The 17273-nt window shown below is 65.2% G+C and carries 19 protein-coding genes and 2 tRNA genes; 3 read left to right on the top strand and 18 right to left on the bottom strand.

The annotated features are described in order from the left end of the window. Window positions 1-6: 6 nt before the first annotated feature. The 17 genes from ACW175_RS11020 to ACW175_RS10940 form a co-directional block, all read right to left on the bottom strand. Window positions 7-1509 (bottom strand): NADH-quinone oxidoreductase subunit M, encoded by a 1503-nt coding sequence (locus ACW175_RS11020; RefSeq protein WP_492104508.1) that lies wholly within the window; start codon window positions 1507-1509, stop codon window positions 7-9. Further along, window positions 1506-3581, bottom strand: coding sequence for an NADH-quinone oxidoreductase subunit L (nuoL, locus tag ACW175_RS11015; RefSeq protein ID WP_492104507.1), 2076 nt, complete (start codon window positions 3579-3581; stop codon window positions 1506-1508). Before nuoL ends, ACW175_RS11020 begins: the two co-directional genes overlap by 4 nt. Window positions 3582-3589: 8 nt before the next feature. Continuing rightward, complete coding sequence (gene nuoK / locus ACW175_RS11010; RefSeq protein ID WP_099577602.1) at window positions 3590-3895, bottom strand: NADH-quinone oxidoreductase subunit NuoK; 306 nt, start codon at window positions 3893-3895, stop codon at window positions 3590-3592. After that, entirely contained in the window at window positions 3892-4509 is a 618-nt protein-coding gene (locus tag ACW175_RS11005; protein ID WP_099577600.1) for an NADH-quinone oxidoreductase subunit J, read from the bottom strand. The genes nuoK and ACW175_RS11005 overlap by 4 nt, the downstream gene beginning before the upstream one ends. A 178-nt stretch (window positions 4510-4687) precedes the next feature. Continuing rightward, window positions 4688-5179, bottom strand: a complete 492-nt coding sequence (gene nuoI, locus ACW175_RS11000; RefSeq protein ID WP_056051151.1) for an NADH-quinone oxidoreductase subunit NuoI — start codon at window positions 5177-5179, stop codon at window positions 4688-4690. Window positions 5180-5253: 74 nt separating this feature from the next. Then, entirely contained in the window at window positions 5254-5493 is a 240-nt protein-coding gene (locus tag ACW175_RS10995) for a hypothetical protein (protein ID WP_492104506.1), read from the bottom strand. Then, the gene (gene nuoH / locus ACW175_RS10990; protein WP_492104945.1) at window positions 5493-6554 is read right to left on the bottom strand and encodes an NADH-quinone oxidoreductase subunit NuoH; all 1062 of its coding nucleotides are present in this window, start codon (window positions 6552-6554) and stop codon (window positions 5493-5495) included. Before nuoH ends, ACW175_RS10995 begins: the two co-directional genes overlap by 1 nt. Further along, entirely contained in the window at window positions 6555-8615 is a 2061-nt protein-coding gene (nuoG, locus tag ACW175_RS10985; RefSeq protein ID WP_492104505.1) for an NADH-quinone oxidoreductase subunit NuoG, read from the bottom strand. 5 nt (window positions 8616-8620) lie between these two features. Further along, entirely contained in the window at window positions 8621-9940 is a 1320-nt protein-coding gene (gene nuoF / locus ACW175_RS10980) for an NADH-quinone oxidoreductase subunit NuoF (protein ID WP_492104504.1), read from the bottom strand. A 3-nt stretch (window positions 9941-9943) separates the two neighbouring features. After that, window positions 9944-10210, bottom strand: a complete 267-nt coding sequence (locus tag ACW175_RS10975; RefSeq protein WP_492104503.1) for a hypothetical protein — start codon at window positions 10208-10210, stop codon at window positions 9944-9946. Further along, on the bottom strand, window positions 10207-10431 hold the full coding sequence (locus ACW175_RS10970; protein ID WP_492104502.1) for a hypothetical protein: 225 nt from the start codon (window positions 10429-10431) through the stop codon (window positions 10207-10209). Before ACW175_RS10970 ends, ACW175_RS10975 begins: the two co-directional genes overlap by 4 nt. Before the next feature lies 1 nt (window position 10432). Then, complete coding sequence (gene nuoE, locus ACW175_RS10965; RefSeq protein ID WP_492104501.1) at window positions 10433-11122, bottom strand: NADH-quinone oxidoreductase subunit NuoE; 690 nt, start codon at window positions 11120-11122, stop codon at window positions 10433-10435. Between the two features lie 10 nt (window positions 11123-11132). Then, window positions 11133-11480, bottom strand: coding sequence for a nuclear transport factor 2 family protein (locus ACW175_RS10960; RefSeq protein WP_492104500.1), 348 nt, complete (start codon window positions 11478-11480; stop codon window positions 11133-11135). Further along, window positions 11477-12727 (bottom strand): NADH-quinone oxidoreductase subunit D, encoded by a 1251-nt coding sequence (locus tag ACW175_RS10955; RefSeq protein WP_492104499.1) that lies wholly within the window; start codon window positions 12725-12727, stop codon window positions 11477-11479. The genes ACW175_RS10960 and ACW175_RS10955 overlap by 4 nt, the downstream gene beginning before the upstream one ends. A gap of 3 nt (window positions 12728-12730) precedes the next feature. Continuing rightward, window positions 12731-13369 (bottom strand): NADH-quinone oxidoreductase subunit C, encoded by a 639-nt coding sequence (locus ACW175_RS10950; RefSeq protein WP_492104498.1) that lies wholly within the window; start codon window positions 13367-13369, stop codon window positions 12731-12733. Beyond that, entirely contained in the window at window positions 13366-13980 is a 615-nt protein-coding gene (locus ACW175_RS10945) for a NuoB/complex I 20 kDa subunit family protein (protein WP_492104497.1), read from the bottom strand. Before ACW175_RS10945 ends, ACW175_RS10950 begins: the two co-directional genes overlap by 4 nt. Beyond that, window positions 13950-14327 carry an NADH-quinone oxidoreductase subunit A gene (locus tag ACW175_RS10940; protein ID WP_125158569.1) on the bottom strand — a complete coding sequence of 126 codons (378 nt, stop codon included), beginning with the start codon at window positions 14325-14327 and terminating at the stop codon, window positions 13950-13952. Before ACW175_RS10940 ends, ACW175_RS10945 begins: the two co-directional genes overlap by 31 nt. A 312-nt stretch (window positions 14328-14639) precedes the next feature. On the opposite strand from ACW175_RS10940, the gene ACW175_RS10935 reads away from it, so the two are divergent. The 3 genes from ACW175_RS10935 (at window position 14640) to ACW175_RS10925 (ending at window position 15940) form a co-directional block, all read left to right on the top strand. After that, a tRNA-Asp gene (locus ACW175_RS10935) sits at window positions 14640-14716 on the top strand. A 72-nt stretch (window positions 14717-14788) separates the two neighbouring features. Then, a tRNA-Asp gene (locus tag ACW175_RS10930) sits at window positions 14789-14865 on the top strand. An 82-nt stretch (window positions 14866-14947) separates the two neighbouring features. Then, complete coding sequence (locus ACW175_RS10925; RefSeq protein ID WP_492104496.1) at window positions 14948-15940, top strand: LLM class flavin-dependent oxidoreductase; 993 nt, start codon at window positions 14948-14950, stop codon at window positions 15938-15940. Here ACW175_RS10925 and ACW175_RS10920 read toward each other — a convergent pair. Then, a complete protein-coding gene (locus ACW175_RS10920) occupies window positions 15937-17148 on the bottom strand; it encodes a glycosyltransferase family 4 protein (RefSeq protein WP_492104495.1) in 1212 nt (403 codons plus the stop codon). The two genes, ACW175_RS10925 and ACW175_RS10920, sit on opposite strands and share 4 nt — an antisense overlap. Window positions 17149-17273 lie beyond the last annotated feature (125 nt).

Raw genomic sequence — 17273 nt, 5'->3', positions numbered from 1 at the left:
GGCTCCTCACCCGCCCACGGCGGCGCGCCAAGCGCCGACGAGCGCGTCGACGGACGTCGCGGTCAGGTTGAACACGAGATTGGGATAGATGCCCAGCAGCAGGGTCATCGCGATCAGCGGCACGAACAGCACGATTTCGCGCGCATCCAGATCGGTGATGGTCTTCAGCTCGGGATTCGTGATCTCGCCGTACATGACCCGACGATAAAGGGTCAGGGCGTACATGGCCGACAGGATCACGCCGGTCGCCGCTACGATCGCCGTCCATGTCGACGCCTTGTAGACGCCGGTCATGGTCAGGATTTCACCGACGAAGCCCGAGGTGCCCGGCAGGCCGACATTGCCCATCGTGAATAGCAGGAACACGAAGGCGTAGTGCGGCATCCGGTTGGTCAGGCCGCCGTAGAAAGCGATCTCGCGGGTGTGCATGCGGTCGTAGACGACGCCGACGCAGAGGAAGAGCGCGCCGGAGATCACCCCGTGGCTCAGCATCTGGAACAAAGCGCCCTGTTCGCCCGCCGCATTGCCCGAGAAGATGCCCATGGTCACGAAGCCCATGTGGGCGACCGACGAGTAGGCGATCAGCTTCTTGATGTCGGTTTGACGGAAGGCGACCAGCGATGTGTAGACAATGGCGATCGCCGACATCGCGAACACCAGCGGCTGGAACATCTCCGAGGCGTTGGGGAACATCGGCAGGCTGAAGCGCATGAAGCCGTAGCCGCCCATCTTCAGCAGGATGCCCGCCAGGATGACCGAACCGGCCGTCGGCGCCTCGACGTGGGCGTCGGGCAGCCAGGTGTGCACCGGCCACATCGGCATCTTCACCGCGAACGAGGCGAAGAAGGCCAGCCACAGCCAGGTCTGCAGCCATGGCGCGAACTTGTAGTGCATCAGGTCGGGGATCGACGAGGTGCCCGAGATCGAGATCATCGCCAGGATCGCCGCCAGCATCAGCACCGAGCCGAGCAGCGTGTAGAGGAAGAACTTGTAGGCCGCGTACACCCGGCGCTTGCCGCCCCAAATGCCGATGATCAGGAACATCGGGACCAGGCCAAACTCGAAGAACAGATAGAACAGCACCAGGTCCAGCGCGCAGAATACGCCGATCACCAGGGTCTCCAGGACCAGGAAGGCGATCAGATATTCGACGACGCGCTTCTCGACCGACTTCCAGCTGGCGATGATGCAGATCGGCAGCAGGAACGCGGTCAGCAGGACGAACAGCACCGAGATGCCGTCCACGCCCATGCGGTAATGCAGGCCCGCGAACCAGGCGAAGTCTTCCACGAACTGGAAGCCCGGGTTCTTCGGGTCGAACTGCAGGGTCAGGACGATCGACAGGCCGAACGTGACCAGGGTGGTCGCGAGCGCGATCCACTTGGCCAGGGTGTCGGTCTTTTCGCTCGCGCCGCTGAAGAGGCGCGCGGCGAGGATCACCGCGACGCCGATGATCGGCGCGAAGGTCGTAAGGCTGAGAAGGCCGCTCATGAGCTCCGTCCCCCTCAACGGAAGGCGTACAGGGCGAAGGTCAGCAGGCCGGCGACGCCGAGCAGCATGACAAACGCGTAGTGATAGAGATAGCCGGTCTGCAGCTTGCCGGTGCGCTTGCCCACCTCATACGAGAGGCTGCTGACGCCATCCGGGCCGAGGCCGTCGATGATCTTCTGGTCGCCGCCCTTCCAGAACAGGTCGCCGAGGAACTTGGCGAAGCGCACGAAGGTGGCGTCGTAAAGCTCGTCGAAGAACCACTTGTTGTAGAAGAAGACGTACAGCGGGCCCTTGCGTTCGGCCATCTTCAGGCCGAGGCGCTCGTCGCCCTTCAAGAGATAGACGTAGACCGCGACCAACAGGCCCAGGATCGAGGCGATCAGCGGGCTCCACTTCACCCACTCGGCCACTTCATGCGCCTGGTGGAGCACGTGGTTGGTCGGGGCGTTATAGATCGCGCCGCGCCAGAACTCTTCCTGGTGGTGGCCGACGAAGTAGTCTGTGAACACGAAGCCGGCGAAGACCGCGCCCAGCGACAGCACGATCAGCGGGAACAGCATCACCCACGGGCTTTCGTGCGGCTTGTGATCGTGACCATGGCCGTGATCGTCATGAGCGTGGTCATCGTGCGCGTGGGTGTCGTGACCATGAGCGGCGGGGGCGCCACCGTGGGCGTGATGGTCGTCATGACCCCAGCGCGCCTTGCCGTTGAAGGTGAAGAAGGCCAGGCGCCACGAGTAGAACGAGGTCAGGCCAGCGACGAGCACGCCGATCACCCAGGCGAACATCCCGATGCCGTTGTTCTGGCCGACCGCGAAGGCCGCTTCGATGATGGTGTCCTTCGAGTAGAAGCCGGCGAAGCCCAGGTGCAGCGGCGGGAAGCCGAGGCCCGTGATGGCGATCGTGCCGATCGTCATGGCGATGAAGGTCACCGGCAGCAGCTTGGCCAGGGCGCCGTACTTCCGCATGTCCTGTTCGTGATGCATGCCGTGGATAACCGAACCGGCGCCCAGGAAAAGCAGCGCCTTGAAGAAGGCGTGGGTGAACAGGTGGAACATGGCCGCTTGATAGGCGCCGACGCCGGCCGCGAAGAACATGTAGCCCAGCTGCGAACAGGTCGAGTAGGCGATCACGCGCTTGATGTCGTTCTGTGTCAGGCCGACCGTGGCGGCGAACAGGGCCGTCACCGCGCCGATCACCGTGACGATGTTCTTGGCCACCGGGGCGTATTCGAACATCGGTGACAGCAGGCACAGCATGTAAACGCCAGCGGTCACCATGGTGGCCGCGTGGATCAGGGCCGAGACCGGGGTCGGGCCTTCCATGGCGTCCGGAAGCCAGGTGTGCAGGAAGAACTGCGCCGACTTGCCCATCGCGCCGATGAACAGCAGGAAGCAGGCGATATCCATCAGCGGCCAGGTGTGGCCCGCGAACTCCCAGGTCTTGCCGGCGTGGCTGGCGATCATCGGGAACAGCTCGGCGAACTGGATCGTGCCGAACGCCCAGAAGGTGGTCATGATGCCGAGAGCGAAACCGAAGTCGCCGACCCGGTTGACCACGAACGCCTTGATGGCCGCAGCGCTCGCCGACGGCTTCTTGTACCAGAAGCCGATCAGCAGGTACGAGGCCAGGCCCACGCCTTCCCAGCCGAAGAACAGCTGCATGAAGTCGGCCGCGGTGACCAGCGACAACATGGCGAATGTGAACAGCGACAGGTACGCGAAGAAGCGCGGCTTGCTGTCGTCCTCGGCCATGTAGCCCCAGGAATAGATGTGCACGAGGGCCGAGACCGTCGTGACCACGATCAGCATGGTCGCCGAAAGGGCGTCGATACGGATCGACCAGTCGGCCTGGAAGTCGCCGATGTCGATGAACGGCAGCAGGTGGACGGTGAAGGCCTCCATGTGCCCCCACGTCCACTGGCTGAAGGTGTACCAGCTGAGACCGCAGGCCAGGATCAGCGCGCCGGTGGTGACCGACTGCGACGCCAAGTCGCCGATGCGGCGGCCGAACAGGCCGGCGATGGCCGCGGCGATGATCGGCGCGAAAACGAGAATGGTGACAAGTATGTGGGTGACTGGCGTCTGCATGACGTCGCTTAGCCCTTCATCATGCTGGCGTCGTCAACCGCGATGTCGCCGCGGTTTCGGAAGAAGGTGACGAGAATGGCCAGACCCACGGCCGCCTCGGCGGCGGCGACGGTCAGCACGAACATGGCGAAGATCTGTCCCGCCACATCGTGCAGGAAGGACGAGAACGCCACGAGATTGATGTTCACCGCGAGCAGGATCAGTTCGATCGACATCAGGATGACGATGACGTTCTTGCGGTTCACGAAGATGCCGAAGACGCCGATCGTAAACAGGATCGCGGCGACGACGAGATAGTGCGACAGGCCGATCATTCGGAGATCCCCTCACCCGGCTTGATCTGGACCAGTTCCATGCCGGTCTTCGGCGTACGGGCGACTTGCTTGCCGATGTCCTGGCGCTTGACGCCCGGCTTGTGGCGCAGGGTCAGGACGATGGCGCCGATCATGGCGACTAGCAGCACCAGACCCGCCAGTTGGAAGAAGAAGACGTAGTCGGTGTAGAGCACGCGACCGATCGCCTCGGTGTTGGGGACGCCGCCCGGCGAGGCGTTCGGCAGGGCGTTCCGCGAAGCCGCGCCGTTGGTGGCGACCGCAGCCACGACCATCACCATCTCGGTGGCGATGACCAGGGCGATCGCCCCGCCGAACGGCAGGTACTGCACGAAGCCTTGGCGCAGCTCGGCGAAGTCAACGTCGAGCATCATCACGACGAACAGGAACAGCACCGCGACCGCGCCGACGTAGACGACAATCAGCAGCATCGCCAGGAACTCCGCGCCCAGCAGGACGAAGAGGCCGGCGGCCGAGAAGAAGGCGGTGATCAGGAAGAGCACCGAGTGCACGGGATTCCGAGCCGACACGACGAGCAAGCCCGCCGCGATGGTCGTGAAAGCCAGCAGATAGAAAGCGATCGCCTGCAAGGGCATTGGCCCAGGGCTCCCCTGAAATCTTACGGTCGATGACGCTACGCCTTACGGCGCAACGCCTTTAGGAATTTTCCGGCTCTATGAGCCGGCAAATTCCCAGTTGCTTAGTGGGAGCGTGATGGTCGCCGAAACCGCGAACACTTTCGGCTATCACGCTCCTTCGGATTCGCGCCCGTCTTTAGCGGTAGGGCGCGTCCAACTCCAGATTCTTCGCGATCAGGCGCTCCCAGCGGTCGCCATTATCGAGAAGACGTTCCTTGTCGTAGTAGAGTTCTTCGCGGGTTTCGGTCGCGAACTCGATGTTCGGACCTTCCACGATGGCGTCCACCGGGCAGGCCTCCTGGCAAAGGCCGCAGTAGATGCACTTGACCATGTCGATGTCGTAGCGGGTCGTGCGGCGGCTGCCGTCCTCGCGCGGTTCGGCTTCGATGGTGATCGCCTGGGCCGGGCAGATGGCTTCACAGAGCTTGCACGCGATGCAGCGCTCCTCGCCCGATGGATAGCGGCGCAGGGCGTGCTCGCCCCGGAAGCGAGGCGACTGCGGGCCGCGCTCGTTCGGATAGATCACCGTCTTCTTCGGCGCGATCATGTACTTCATGGCGAGGCCAAAGGCGCCCGCGAAGTCCAGAAGGGCCGCGCCCTTGACCGCTTGAGTGATGCGCTGGAACACCAGAGCTCTCCTAAACCTATACTTCCGAGGAGGTGCGTTGGCCCCTCCCCGTCTCGACTTGGGCGTTGAAGCCCCTATTTCGGCCCGCGCGGGATCACGCAGGTGTAGTTCGACAGCTGAGCGGGGTCGCCCCCGTCCTGCTTGGCCTGGATCACGCCGCCCGAGGCCTTGCACTTGTCGCCTTCGCGGCGGAGGTCGTCATAACTGACAACCCCGTCGCCCAGCGAATAGGACCGATCCGTCGCCGCGACACCCGCACAGGCCGTCAGGGCAAGTCCGGAAAGACCCAGCACAAGGATCGCGGCGCGACGCATCAGGCCCCCGGACCGAACACGCGCCAGGCGGCGACCGCGGCAACCAGCACCAGAGAGGTGGGCAGGAACACCTTCCAACCCAGGCGCATCAACTGGTCGTAGCGGTAGCGCGGCACGATGGCCTTCGCCATGGCGATCATGAAGAACCAGAAACAGATCTTGGCGTAGAAGACCAAGGCCAGGGCGAACTTGCCCCACCATCCCCACATGGCCACCAGATCGACCGGAATACCCAGGTTCCATCCGCCGAAGAACAAAACGCTGATCATGGCGCACATCAGGACGATGTTCGAATACTCGGCCACCATGAACAGCAGGTACGGGGTCGAGCTGTACTCTACCTGGTACCCCGCCACGAGTTCGGATTCGGCTTCCGGAAGATCGAAGGGCGGGCGGTTCGTCTCGGCCAGGGCCGAGATGTAGAACATGCCCATCGAGACGACCATGATCGGCAGCAGGACCAGGTTCTTCAGGCCGCCGCCAAAGACGTTCCAGTTCCAGAACCAGCCCGACTGCTTCTCGACGATGGTCGACAGGTTCATCGAACCGGCCAGCAGGATCACGGTGATGATGATCAGGCCGATCGAGACTTCGTACGACACCATCTGCGCCGCCGAACGCAGCGCCCCCAGGAACGGGTACTTCGAGTTAGAAGCCCAGCCGCCCATGATGATGCCGTAGACGCCCAGCGAGCTCATCGCCAGCAGGTACAGGATGCCGACATTGAGGTTCGAAACGACCCAGCCCGGCGCGAACGGCACGACGGCCCAGCCCACGAAGCCCAGGACCAGGCTGAGCAGCGGCGCCAGGATGAAGACGATCTTGTCTGCGCCGGCCGGGATCACGATCTCCTTCAAGACGAACTTGAGGAAGTCGGCGAAGGACTGCAGCAGGCCGAAGGGACCCACGACATTGGGGCCCTTGCGCATCTGAACGCCAGCCCAGATCTTACGGTCGGCCAGCAGCAGGAAGGCCAGGCTCAGCAGGACCCAGATCACGACGAGCAGGATGCCGCCGGTCGTCAGGCCAAACCAGAGAAGCGGAGAAGTCGAGCCCACGATTTACTCCGCGGCGATCTTGGCGGCGCCGGACGCCACGGCCGCGCATTCGGCCATGGTCACGCTGGCGCGCGCGACGGGGTTGGTCAGGTGGAAAGCCTTGATCGGGCTTTCGAACGGCGCGTCGGAGATCTCGCCGTCGGCGCCCAGGTCTCCAACATCGAACGAGGTCGCGACCGAGCCCGGCGCGTAGTCGATCTGGCCGAAGGTCGGATGGTCGGCGAACAGCTTGGCGCGCAGTTGGTCCAGGCTGTCATAAGGCAGCTTGCAGCCCAGCACTTCGGAGAGAGCACGAAGGATCGACCAGTCTTCCTTGGCCTCGCCCTTCGGAAACACCGCGCGGCGGCCCATCTGGACCCGGCCTTCGAGGTTCACGTAGAGGCCGTTCTTCTCGGTGTAGGCCGCGCCCGGCAGGATGACGTCGGCCTTGTGGGCCCCGTTGTCGCCATGCGTGCCGAGATAGATCTTGAAGGCGTCCGAGGCGGCTGTTTCACACTCGTCGGCGCCCAGCAGGAACAGGACGTCCAGGGCGCCCGGCTTCAGCATGTCGGCCGTGGCCAGACCGCCCTCGGCCGGGACGAAGCCCATGTCGAGACCGGCGACGCGCGCGGCGGCGGTGTGCAGAACGTTCCAGCCGTTCCAGCCTTCACGGACGACCTTGACGGTCTTGGCCAGGCCGGCGGCGGCCTTGAGAATCGCCGCGCCGTCGGCGCGTGCCAGAGCGCCCTGGCCGATGATGATGGCGGGACGCTCGGCGGCCTTCAGGGCCGCGACGAAGTCGCTCTTGCTCTTGGCCAGGCCCGACAGGGTCTTGGCGCCCGCGCCGAGGTAGTCGTAGTCGAACGTCAGGTCGGCCTGCTCGCCGATGACGCCGAAGCGCGTCTTGCCGGCGATCCACTGTTTCCGGAAGCGGGCGTTCAGGACCGGGGCCTCAATGCGCGGATTGGCGCCGACGAATAGCACGACGTCGGCGTTCTCGATGCCGGCGATCGTCGAGTTGAACAACCAGCTTTCGCGCGGGCCAACCCCCAGGGCGGCGCCGTCCTGACGGCTGTCGAGGTTCTTCACGCCCAGGGCGGTGAAGAGATCCTTGGTCGCCTTCAGGCTTTCGGCGTCCTGCAGGTCGCCGGCGATGACGCCGATTCGCTCGGGCGCGGCCGTCTTGATCTTGGCGGCGACGGCGGCGAAGGCCTCGGACCAGGTGGCCGGCTTCAGGCCGCCGCCGACGCGGACGTACGGACGATCCAGGCGCTGACGGCCCAGGCCGTCGACGGCGTAGCGCGTCTTGTCCGAGATCCACTCTTCGTTGACGTCGTCATTGTTGCGCGGCAGCACGCGGAGCACGGCGGCGGCGCGGCTGTCGACGCGGATCCACGAGCCCAGCGCGTCCATGACGTCGATGCTCTCGGTCTTCTTCAGCTCCCACGGACGGGCTTCGAAGGCGTAGGGCTTGGAGGTCAGGGCGCCGACCGGGCACAGGTCGATGACGTTGGCGCTGAGCTCCGACGTCACCGCCGCGCCCAGATAGGTCGTGATTTCGACGTCTTCGCCGCGCGAGATCAGGCCGATTTCGGGCGAGCCGGCGACTTCGGTGATGAAGCGGACGCAGCGGGTGCACTGGATGCAGCGCGTCATCACGGTCTTGATGAGCGGGCCCATGGCCTTCTCTTCGACCGCGCGCTTGTTCTCGTCGTAGCGGCTGTCATCGCGGCCGTAGCCGACGGCCTGGTCCTGCAGGTCACACTCGCCGCCCTGGTCGCAGATCGGGCAATCCAGCGGGTGGTTGATGAGCAGGAACTCCATCACCCCTTCGCGGGCCTTCTTGACCATCGGCGTCTTGGTGAAGATCTCCTGGCCCTCGGCGGCCGGCAGGGCGCAAGACGCCTGCGGCTTCGGCGGACCGGGCTTCACCTCGACCAGGCACATCCGGCAGTTGCCGGCGATGGACAGGCGCTCGTGATAGCAGAAGCGCGGGATCTCTTCCCCGGCCAATTCCGCGACCTGCAGAACCGTCATGCCGGGTTCGAACTCGACCTCGACGCCGTTGACCTTGGCGATAGCCATAATTGTTACTCCGCCGCGATCAGCTTGGCGCCCTGCACGTGCAGGCGACCGCTACGATAGGAAGCAATCCGGTCTTCCACCTCGTGGCGGAAGTGGCGGAACAGACCCTGGATCGGCCAGGCGGCCGCGTCGCCCAGGGCGCAGATGGTGTGACCTTCGACCTGGGTCGTGACGTCCAGCAGAGTATCGATTTCTTTCGGATCGGCCTCGCCGGTCGCCATGCGCTCCATGACGCGCCACATCCAGCCGGTGCCTTCGCGGCACGGCGTGCACTGGCCGCAGCTCTCGTGCTTGTAGAAGTACGACAGGCGGGCGATGGCGCGGACGAGGTCGGTGTCCTTGTCCATGACGATGACAGCGGCGGTGCCCAGGCCCGACTTGAGATTGCGCAGGGCGTCGAAGTCCATCGGCAGGTCTTCGCACTGTTCGGCCGGGATCATCGGCACGGACGAGCCGCCCGGGATGACGGCCTTCAGGTTGCCCCAGCCGCCTCGGATGCCGCCGCAGTGATCTTCCATCAGCTGACGGAAGGGGATGCTCATGGCTTCTTCGACGTTGCAGGGGAGGTTCACGTGGCCCGAGACGCAGAACAGCTTGGTGCCGGCGTTGTTCGGACGACCAAAGCCGGCGAACCAGGCGGCGCCGCGACGAAGGATCGTGCCGGCGACGGCGATGCTCTCGACGTTGTTGACCGTGGTCGGCATGCCGTAGAGGCCCGCGCCGGCCGGGAACGGCGGCTTTAGGCGCGGTTGGCCCTTCTTGCCTTCCAGGCTTTCGAGCAGGGCGGTCTCTTCACCGCAGATATAGGCGCCGGCGCCGTGGTGGACGTAGAGGTCGAAGTCCCAGCCGTGGATGTTGTTCTTGCCGATCAGCTTTGCCTCGTAGGCCTGCTTGATAGCGGCTTCTAGCACTTCGCGCTCACGGACGTATTCGCCGCGAATATAGATGTAGCAGGCGTGGGCCAGCATGGCGCGCGAGGCGATCAGGCAGCCCTCGATCAGGAGGTGCGGATCGTGCCGCATGATCTCCCGGTCCTTGCAGGTGCCCGGCTCGGATTCATCGGCGTTGACCACGAGGTAGTGCGGACGACCGTCCTTCACTTCCTTGGGCATGAACGACCACTTCAGGCCGGTGCCGAAGCCCGCCCCACCCCGGCCGCGCAGGCCGGAGTTCTTCATGTTGTCGATGATCCAGTCGCGCCCGGCGTCCAGGATGTCCTTGGTGCCATTCCAGCAGCCGCGCTTCTTCGCGCCCTCGAGGCCCCAATCGTGGAGACCGTAGAGGTTCGTGAAGATGCGGTCCTTGTCTTCGAGGATACCGACCATGACTCAGCTTTGCGGATCGAATGGATGGGCGCGCACATAGCGCGTCCGACGAATGATGACATAGGCGAAAAGCAGCCAGCCGGCGGCAATCGTGACCAGACCAGCGATGACCGCCCAGAACGGCGCCCCCTGCACGGTGCGACCCCAGATCAGCAGGATCGCGCCCAGCAGGCACGCCACGAAGCCCACGCCGCGTTCACGGCGATGCAGGCCCCGGATGGTGTCGGCATAGGCCGCGCGGCGGGTGTTGAGTTCGCTGTCGTCGATCATGACGAAGCGCCCTCCGCCTTGGTCGCGCGCATCCAGCCCAGGATGAACCAGACTTGCGCCCCAAGGCCCGCCACGATGGCCAGGACGAAGACGGGCTTGGCCCATCCCAGTCCCAGCGACACCGCGCCATAGATCGAGACGCCGGCCAGCAGGAAGCAGACCACGTCGATGGCGAGCATCGCGGTCAGGCGCTTCTTCTGAAGGGCGGCGTCGGCGGTCATGTTAGGCGGTCGGCTCCGATTTGGCCTTCGTGGCCTTGGGCTTCTCGGGCAGGTTAGGGATCTTTATCTTCTTGGCGTACGAACCGTCGTAGAGCTTCGGATCCGTCAGGGTGTGGATCGCGCCCTTCGGCTCCGAGGCGCCGCGGCCGTCGTAGCTGCCGGGCTTCGGGTCCTTGCCGGCCGCGAAGTCGTCGAGGATCTGGGCCAGGCTCTCCGGCGTCAGGTCCTCGTAGTAGTAGTCGTTGATCGCGGCCATCGGGGCGTTGCAGCACGCGCCCAGGCACTCGACCTCTTCCCAGCTGAACTTGCCGTCGGCCGAGACGTGGTTGGCGTCGCCGATCTTGGCCTTCAGCACGGCCTTCAGGTCCAGAGCGCCGCGCAGCTGGCACGGCGTGGTGCCGCACAGCTGCACGAAGGCGACCTTGCCGACCGGCTGCAGCTGGAACATCACGTAGAAGGTGGCCACTTCCAGCACGCGGATGACCGGCATCTCGAGCTGCTTGGCTATCTCCTGGATCGCCGGCTCGGAAATCCAGCCTTCTTGCTTCTGGGCCAACCACAGCATCGGGATCACCGCCGACTGCTTGCGGGCGGCGGGATACTTGGCTTTCCACCAGTCGGCCTTGGCCTGGCTGTCGACCGAGAAGGCGAAGCTGGCGGGCTGTTCCTTGGCGAGACGGCGTACGCTCATTGGGGGGCGCTCATCGGGCGAAATCCACGCGGGCGATCTTGTCGCCCTTGAAGGTGTAGATGGCGGCGACCTGGAACGGCGCTTCGCCGTTGCCGCGGTCGACATGCTCGTGGTCGATCACGTTCGCACCGACCACGATGCGGTTCAGCAGCTTGGCCTGGTTCTTGGGGAACTCGGCGAAGGTCTTGGCGTAGAAGGCGCGGTAGGCGTCAAGGCCCGTGCGCGCCACGTCGCCATTCAGCCCCGCCACGACGACGTCGTCGGCGAAGTGGGCGCAGTGCGCGTCCAGGTCCTGGGCGTTATAGGCGTCCAGCTGAGCTTGGGCGACCCTTTCGAGATTAGGGGCTTCAAGACTCACCGGTCGACCTCGCCGAACACGATGTCGAGCGAGCCCAGGATGGCCGAGACGTCGGCGAGCTGGTGGCCGCGGTTCATCCAGTCCATGGCCGCCAGGTGCGAGAAGCCCGGCGCCTTGATCTTGCAGCGGTATGGCTTGTTGGTGCCGTTGCTGACCACGTAGACGCCGAACTCGCCCTTGGGCGCCTCGACGGCCGCGTAGACCTCGCCTTCCGGCGTCTTGAAGCCCTCGGTATAGAGCTTGAAGTGGTGGATCAGGGCTTCCATCGAGCGCTTCATCTCGGCGCGACGGGGCGGGCTGACCTTGTTGTCCTCGGTCAGCACAGGCCCCGGCGTGCCGCGCAGCATGGCGACGGCCTGCAGGATGATCTTCGTCGACTCACGCATCTCCTGCATGCGGCAGAGATAGCGGTCGTAGCAGTCGCCGTTCTTGCCCAGCGGGATGTCGAACTCGAACTCGTTGTAGTTCTCGTAAGGCTGGTTGCGGCGCAGGTCCCAGGCGATGCCCGAACCGCGCACCATCACGCCCGAGAAACCCCAGGCCCAGGCGTCTTCCTTGGTCACGACGCCGATATCGACGTTGCGCTGCTTGAAGATGCGGTTGTCGGTGATCAGGCCCTCGATGTCGTCGCAGATCTTGGGGAAAGCCTTCGCCCAGGTCTCGATGTCGTCGATCAGGCTGGGGGTCAGGTCCTGGTGGACGCCGCCCGGACGGAAATAGTTGGCGTGCAGGCGAGCGCCGCAGGCGCGCTCGTAGAACACCATCAGCTTCTCACGCTCCTCGAAGCCCCAGAGCGGCGGCGTCAGGGCGCCGACGTCCATGGCCTGGGTCGTCACGTTCAGCAGGTGGTTGAGGATGCGGCCGATCTCGCAGAACAGCACGCGCACGATCTGGCCGCGCTTGGGCACTTCGACGCCCAGCAGCTTCTCGATGGCCAGACAGAACGCATGTTCCTGGTTCATCGGCGCCACGTAGTCGAGGCGATCGAAGTACGGGATGTTCTGCAGATAGGTCCGCGCTTCCATCAGCTTCTCGGTGCCGCGATGCAGCAGGCCGATGTGCGGATCGACGCGTTCGACGATTTCGCCGTCCAGCTCCAGCACCAGGCGCAGCACGCCGTGCGCGGCCGGGTGTTGCGGACCAAAGTTGATATTGAACTTGCGGACCGGCGTCTCCGGGATGGCCGGAGTCGTCGGTTCGTCGCGGAAGAAGTCGGTCGCCGCGGCGGGCGCGTTCGTTCCAGTCATGGCTTAGGCGCCCCCTGGCCGCTTCTCGGCCTTCTCATCGCCCGGCAGGGCGTACTTGGCGCCCTCCCACGGAGACAGGAAGTCGAACGCGCGGAACTCGGTGATCTTGACGGGTTCGTAGACGACGCGCTTGAGCTCGTCGTCGTAGCGCACTTCCACATAACCCGTCATCGGGAAGTCCTTCCGCAACGGGTGGCCGTGGAAGCCGTAGTCGGTCAGAATCCGGCGCAGGTCCGGATGGCCTTCGAAGAAGATGCCGTACATGTCGAACGCCTCGCGCTCGAACCAGTCGGCGACCGGGAACACCGGCGTGACGCTGGGGACCGGCGTGTCCTCGTCCGTCATCACCTTCAGGCGGATGCGGGCGTTCTTCACCATCGACAGAAGGTGATAGACGACGTCGAAGCGCGCGGCGCGCTCGGGGTAGTCAACGCCCGTCAGGTCGACAAGCTGGTGGAAGCGGCAGGCCGCGTCGTCCCGCAGGAAGGTCAGGGTTTCGACCACGGTCGCGGTTTTGGCCACGATAGTCAGTTCGCCGAAGGCCACCGAATGGCCCAGCACGCCGGGTGCGCGGGCGACGATGTCCTGCCCCAAGGCCTCCAGCGGCGAGATAGCGATTTCAGTCGGAACCACGTCGGTCATCGCTCGATCGTCCCCGTGCGACGGATCTTCTTCTGCAGCTGCAGCACGCCATAGACCAGGGCTTCCGCGGTAGGCGGGCAGCCCGGGACGTAGATGTCGATCGGCACGATGCGATCGCAGCCGCGCACGACGCTATAGCTGTAATAGTAGTAGCCGCCGCCGTTGGCGCAGCTGCCCATCGAGATGACGTAGCGCGGCTCCGGCATCTGGTCGTAGACCTTGCGCAGGGCCGGAGCCATCTTGTTGGTCAGGGTGCCGGCGACGATCATCACGTCCGACTGGCGTGGGCTGGCGCGCGGCGCGAAGCCGAAGCGCTCCAGATCGTAACGCGGCATGGCCGAGTGCATCATCTCGACGGCGCAGCACGCCAGGCCGAACGTCATCCACATCAGCGAGCCCGTGCGGGCCCAGGTGATCAGGTCGTCGGCGGCGGCCGTGATGAAGCCCTTGTCGGCCAGTTGCTGCGAGACGCCGTCGAAGAACGGGTCGTGCAGCTTGGGGTCATAGCCCTCGACCGTCGAACGGCCGCCAGACAGCGCCGGAACGCCAGACCCGATGGGCGACGAGTTGGCGGGAACGATCACTCCCATTCGAGGGCGCCCTTCTTCCATTCGTAGATAAAGCCGACGGTCAGCACGCCCAGGAAAGTCATCATCGACCAGAAGGCGAACTGGGCCACGTCGTGCGGCAGCTTCATCAGCGTGACCGCCCAGGGGAACAGGAACGCCACTTCAAGGTCGAAGATGATGAAGAGGATCGACACCAGATAGAACCGGACGTCGAACTTCATGCGCGCATCGTCGAAGGCGTTGAAGCCGCATTCGTACGCGGACAGTTTTTCCGGGTCCGGCGCCTTCGGCGCGAGCACGGCGGCAGCGAGAATGAAGACGATACCGATGGCCGCCGCGATCCCTAGGAAGATCACGATCGGAAGATACTGGAGGAGGAAGGCGGTCATGACAGCCCTTGGCTTGAATCGAGCGGGTTGTAGCCCACTGTCGCCAGCGCTTCAAACGCCGGAACCACATTGAGAAACGATCGCAACTAGAGTTGTTTCCCCTAACGGCGATCGATTGCACGCGAAGGCTTTCGTCTGTGCCTCAAAGGACCGACGCGGCGGCCCGGCTCGGCTCCATCCACATGAAATCTCCCAGCCCCGCCGGGCTATTTGGCGCTTCTTCGATATGGCCGTTGACACGAGTCTTCGCCCGACATATCAGACGCCCCTCGCCGCAGGGCGGGTCGCACTTTCGCTTCGGCGAAGGGATATGCGGATGTAGCTCAGTTGGTTAGAGCGCCGGCCTGTCACGCCGGAGGTCGCGGGTTCGAGTCCCGTCATTCGCGCCACCCCTTAAAAAAGGGGTCGGAAAGCACCCTCCCCTCGGTTTACGGACGACCGTCGCGCCCAGGCGCAACGATGCGGATGTAGCTCAGTTGGTTAGAGCGCCGGCCTGTCACGCCGGAGGTCGCGGGTTCGAGTCCCGTCATTCGCGCCACCGTCCAGTGGTTCTTCCTCCCAGATCGACAATGGTTTCAGCAACGCCTTGAGTTGCTGTCAGCACACGCCATGTAGCGGACATGACATCCGCTTACCCGCCGTTCTCCGTCCTCGACCTCGCGCCCGTTCCGCAAGGCACGCCCGTCGGCCAAGCCCTGAACAACAGCCTGGATCTGGCGCGCCACGCCGAATCCCTCGGCTTCCACCGCTACTGGCTGGCCGAGCATCACAACATGCCCGGAATCGCGTCCGCCGCGACGGCGGTCGTGATCGGCCACGTGGCCGGCGGGACGAAGACGATTCGGGTCGGTTCGGGCGGCGTCATGCTCCCCAACCACGCCCCGCTGATGGTCGCCGAGCAGTTCGGCACGCTCGCCGCCCTCTATCCCGGCCGAATCGATCTGGGCCTGGGCCGCGCGCCGGGCACCGACCAGCCGACGATGCGCGCCCTGCGCCGCTATGCTGGGGCGGTCGATTCGTTCGCCCAGGACGTCGTCGAGCTGCAGCACTGGTTCAAGCCGGCCGATCCCGAGCAGAGCGTCCGCGCTGTCCCGGGCGAAGGCCAGGACGTGCCGATCTGGCTGCTGGGTTCCTCGACCTGGAGCGCGCAGTTGGCCGCGGCCTTGGGCCTGCCGTTCGCCTTCGCCGCCCACTTCGCCCCCGACTCGCTGCTGGACGCCCTCCTCCTCTATCGCCGGCACTTCAAGCCGTCGGAGGTTCTGGACAAGCCCTACGCCATGGTCTGCATCGGAGTCTGCGCGGCCGACACGGACGCCGAAGCGACTCGCCTGGCGACCTCGACGCAACAACAGTTCCTGGCTTTGCGGCGCGGACGACCGGGGCTGCTGCCGCCGCCGGTCGACGACATCCGCGACTATGCCTCGCCGGCCGAGCTGGCGGGCCTGGATCATACCTTCCAGTATTCCGCGATCGGCTCGCCCGAGGCCGTGAAGCGCAAGGTCGAACAGGTGCTGAAGCTGACCGAAGCCGACGAGCTGATGTTCGCCTCGCAAATCTACGACCACAGCGCCCGCAAGCACAGCTACGAGATCCTGGCGGGTCTGAAAGCCTAGTGGTCCCTTAGAGGGGCCAGCCCACCGAAGGCGCTCCGACCGCTCAAGCCGCCATAGATGGCGCACAGCTGGCGGAACACCGCGTCCCAGCCGTGTCGCTCGACGGCGCGGCGGCGGGCGGCGACGCCCACGGCGGCCAGGTCGCGCGCGAACAGGGCCTCGATCGCTTCGGCGAGGGCGGCGGGCTCGGAGCGGGGCGCCAATTGGCCGACCTCGTGGTCGACCGACTCGGCCACCCCGCCGGCGGCGACGCCGACCACGGGCAAGCCGCAGGCCATGGCCTCCAAGACGATCAGGCCGAACGGCTCGTTGTCGTTGGCGTGAACGAAGGCGTCGCAGCTGGCCAGCACCCCGGCCAGTTCGGCGGGGTCGCGGACATAATCCAGGCAGATGGCGCGATCGCTGACCGGCGCGCCGCCCCCGGCCCCAACGAACAGCAGTTTGTAGGGCGCGCCGAGCTTTTCGACCGCCCCCACCAGCACTTCCAGCTTCTTCTCGCGCGCCGGGCGGCCAGCGAAAACCAGAAGGCGCTCGTCGGACGCGATGCCGAGGCGCCTGCGCAGGGCGTCGCGGTCCCCCCGGGCGGGATGGAAGAGGTCGGTGTCCACGCCCAGCGGCAGACCGATGGCGTTGTGAACCCCGGCCTCGATCAGGCGGCCGGCGATGAAGCGGCTCGGCGCCACGGCTTGATCGAACTGGCGATAGATCGCCGCCCAGCGCTTCTGCACCGGCTTTTCGGCCCACTCGCCGATGTGAAGGGCGGCCAAGGCGCCGAGGTCGGTATGGCAGAAGCCGACGACCGGCACGCCCAGGGCGTCGCCCGCCCGCAACGCCGCCAGGCCCGGCGTATAGGGATCGCCCGCCTCGATGATGTCGGGACGTTGGCGGATGAGGCGGTCCATCCAGGCGGCCTTGACCACGGGCCAGCGATAACCGGCCCCGAACGGCAGCGGCGCCGCGTAGATCGAGACCCGGCCCTGGCCGTCATAGGAATCGCGCGCGCCCGGCACCACTAGCGTATGGCGGACGTCCGGGCGATTGGCGGCCAGCCATGCGCGCTTCGAGGCCAGATAACGACGCACGCCGCCACTGCGCGGGGCGTAGAGCATGGTGGTGTCGACGAGGCGTACGGCGCCGTCAGTCGACGGAGCGATGTCGGAAGGAAAACCACGCAGGCCGACCGGCCGGGTCGATCTCGTATCCGTCACACCGATTCCTCGTCGCTACCCTAGGCCCCCCATTCGGCCCTGGAACGATAAAGCTTTTGCGACACTCACGGTTCCTCGCCGTTCCCGGACGATTTCAGGGACACACCGCGTCGCCCAAGCGCTTC

The organism is Caulobacter sp. FV1ye6ST, assembly GCF_058681225.1.
Note: the sequence above shows the minus strand (reverse complement) of the source record. Positions and strands in the feature narration are given on the sequence as shown.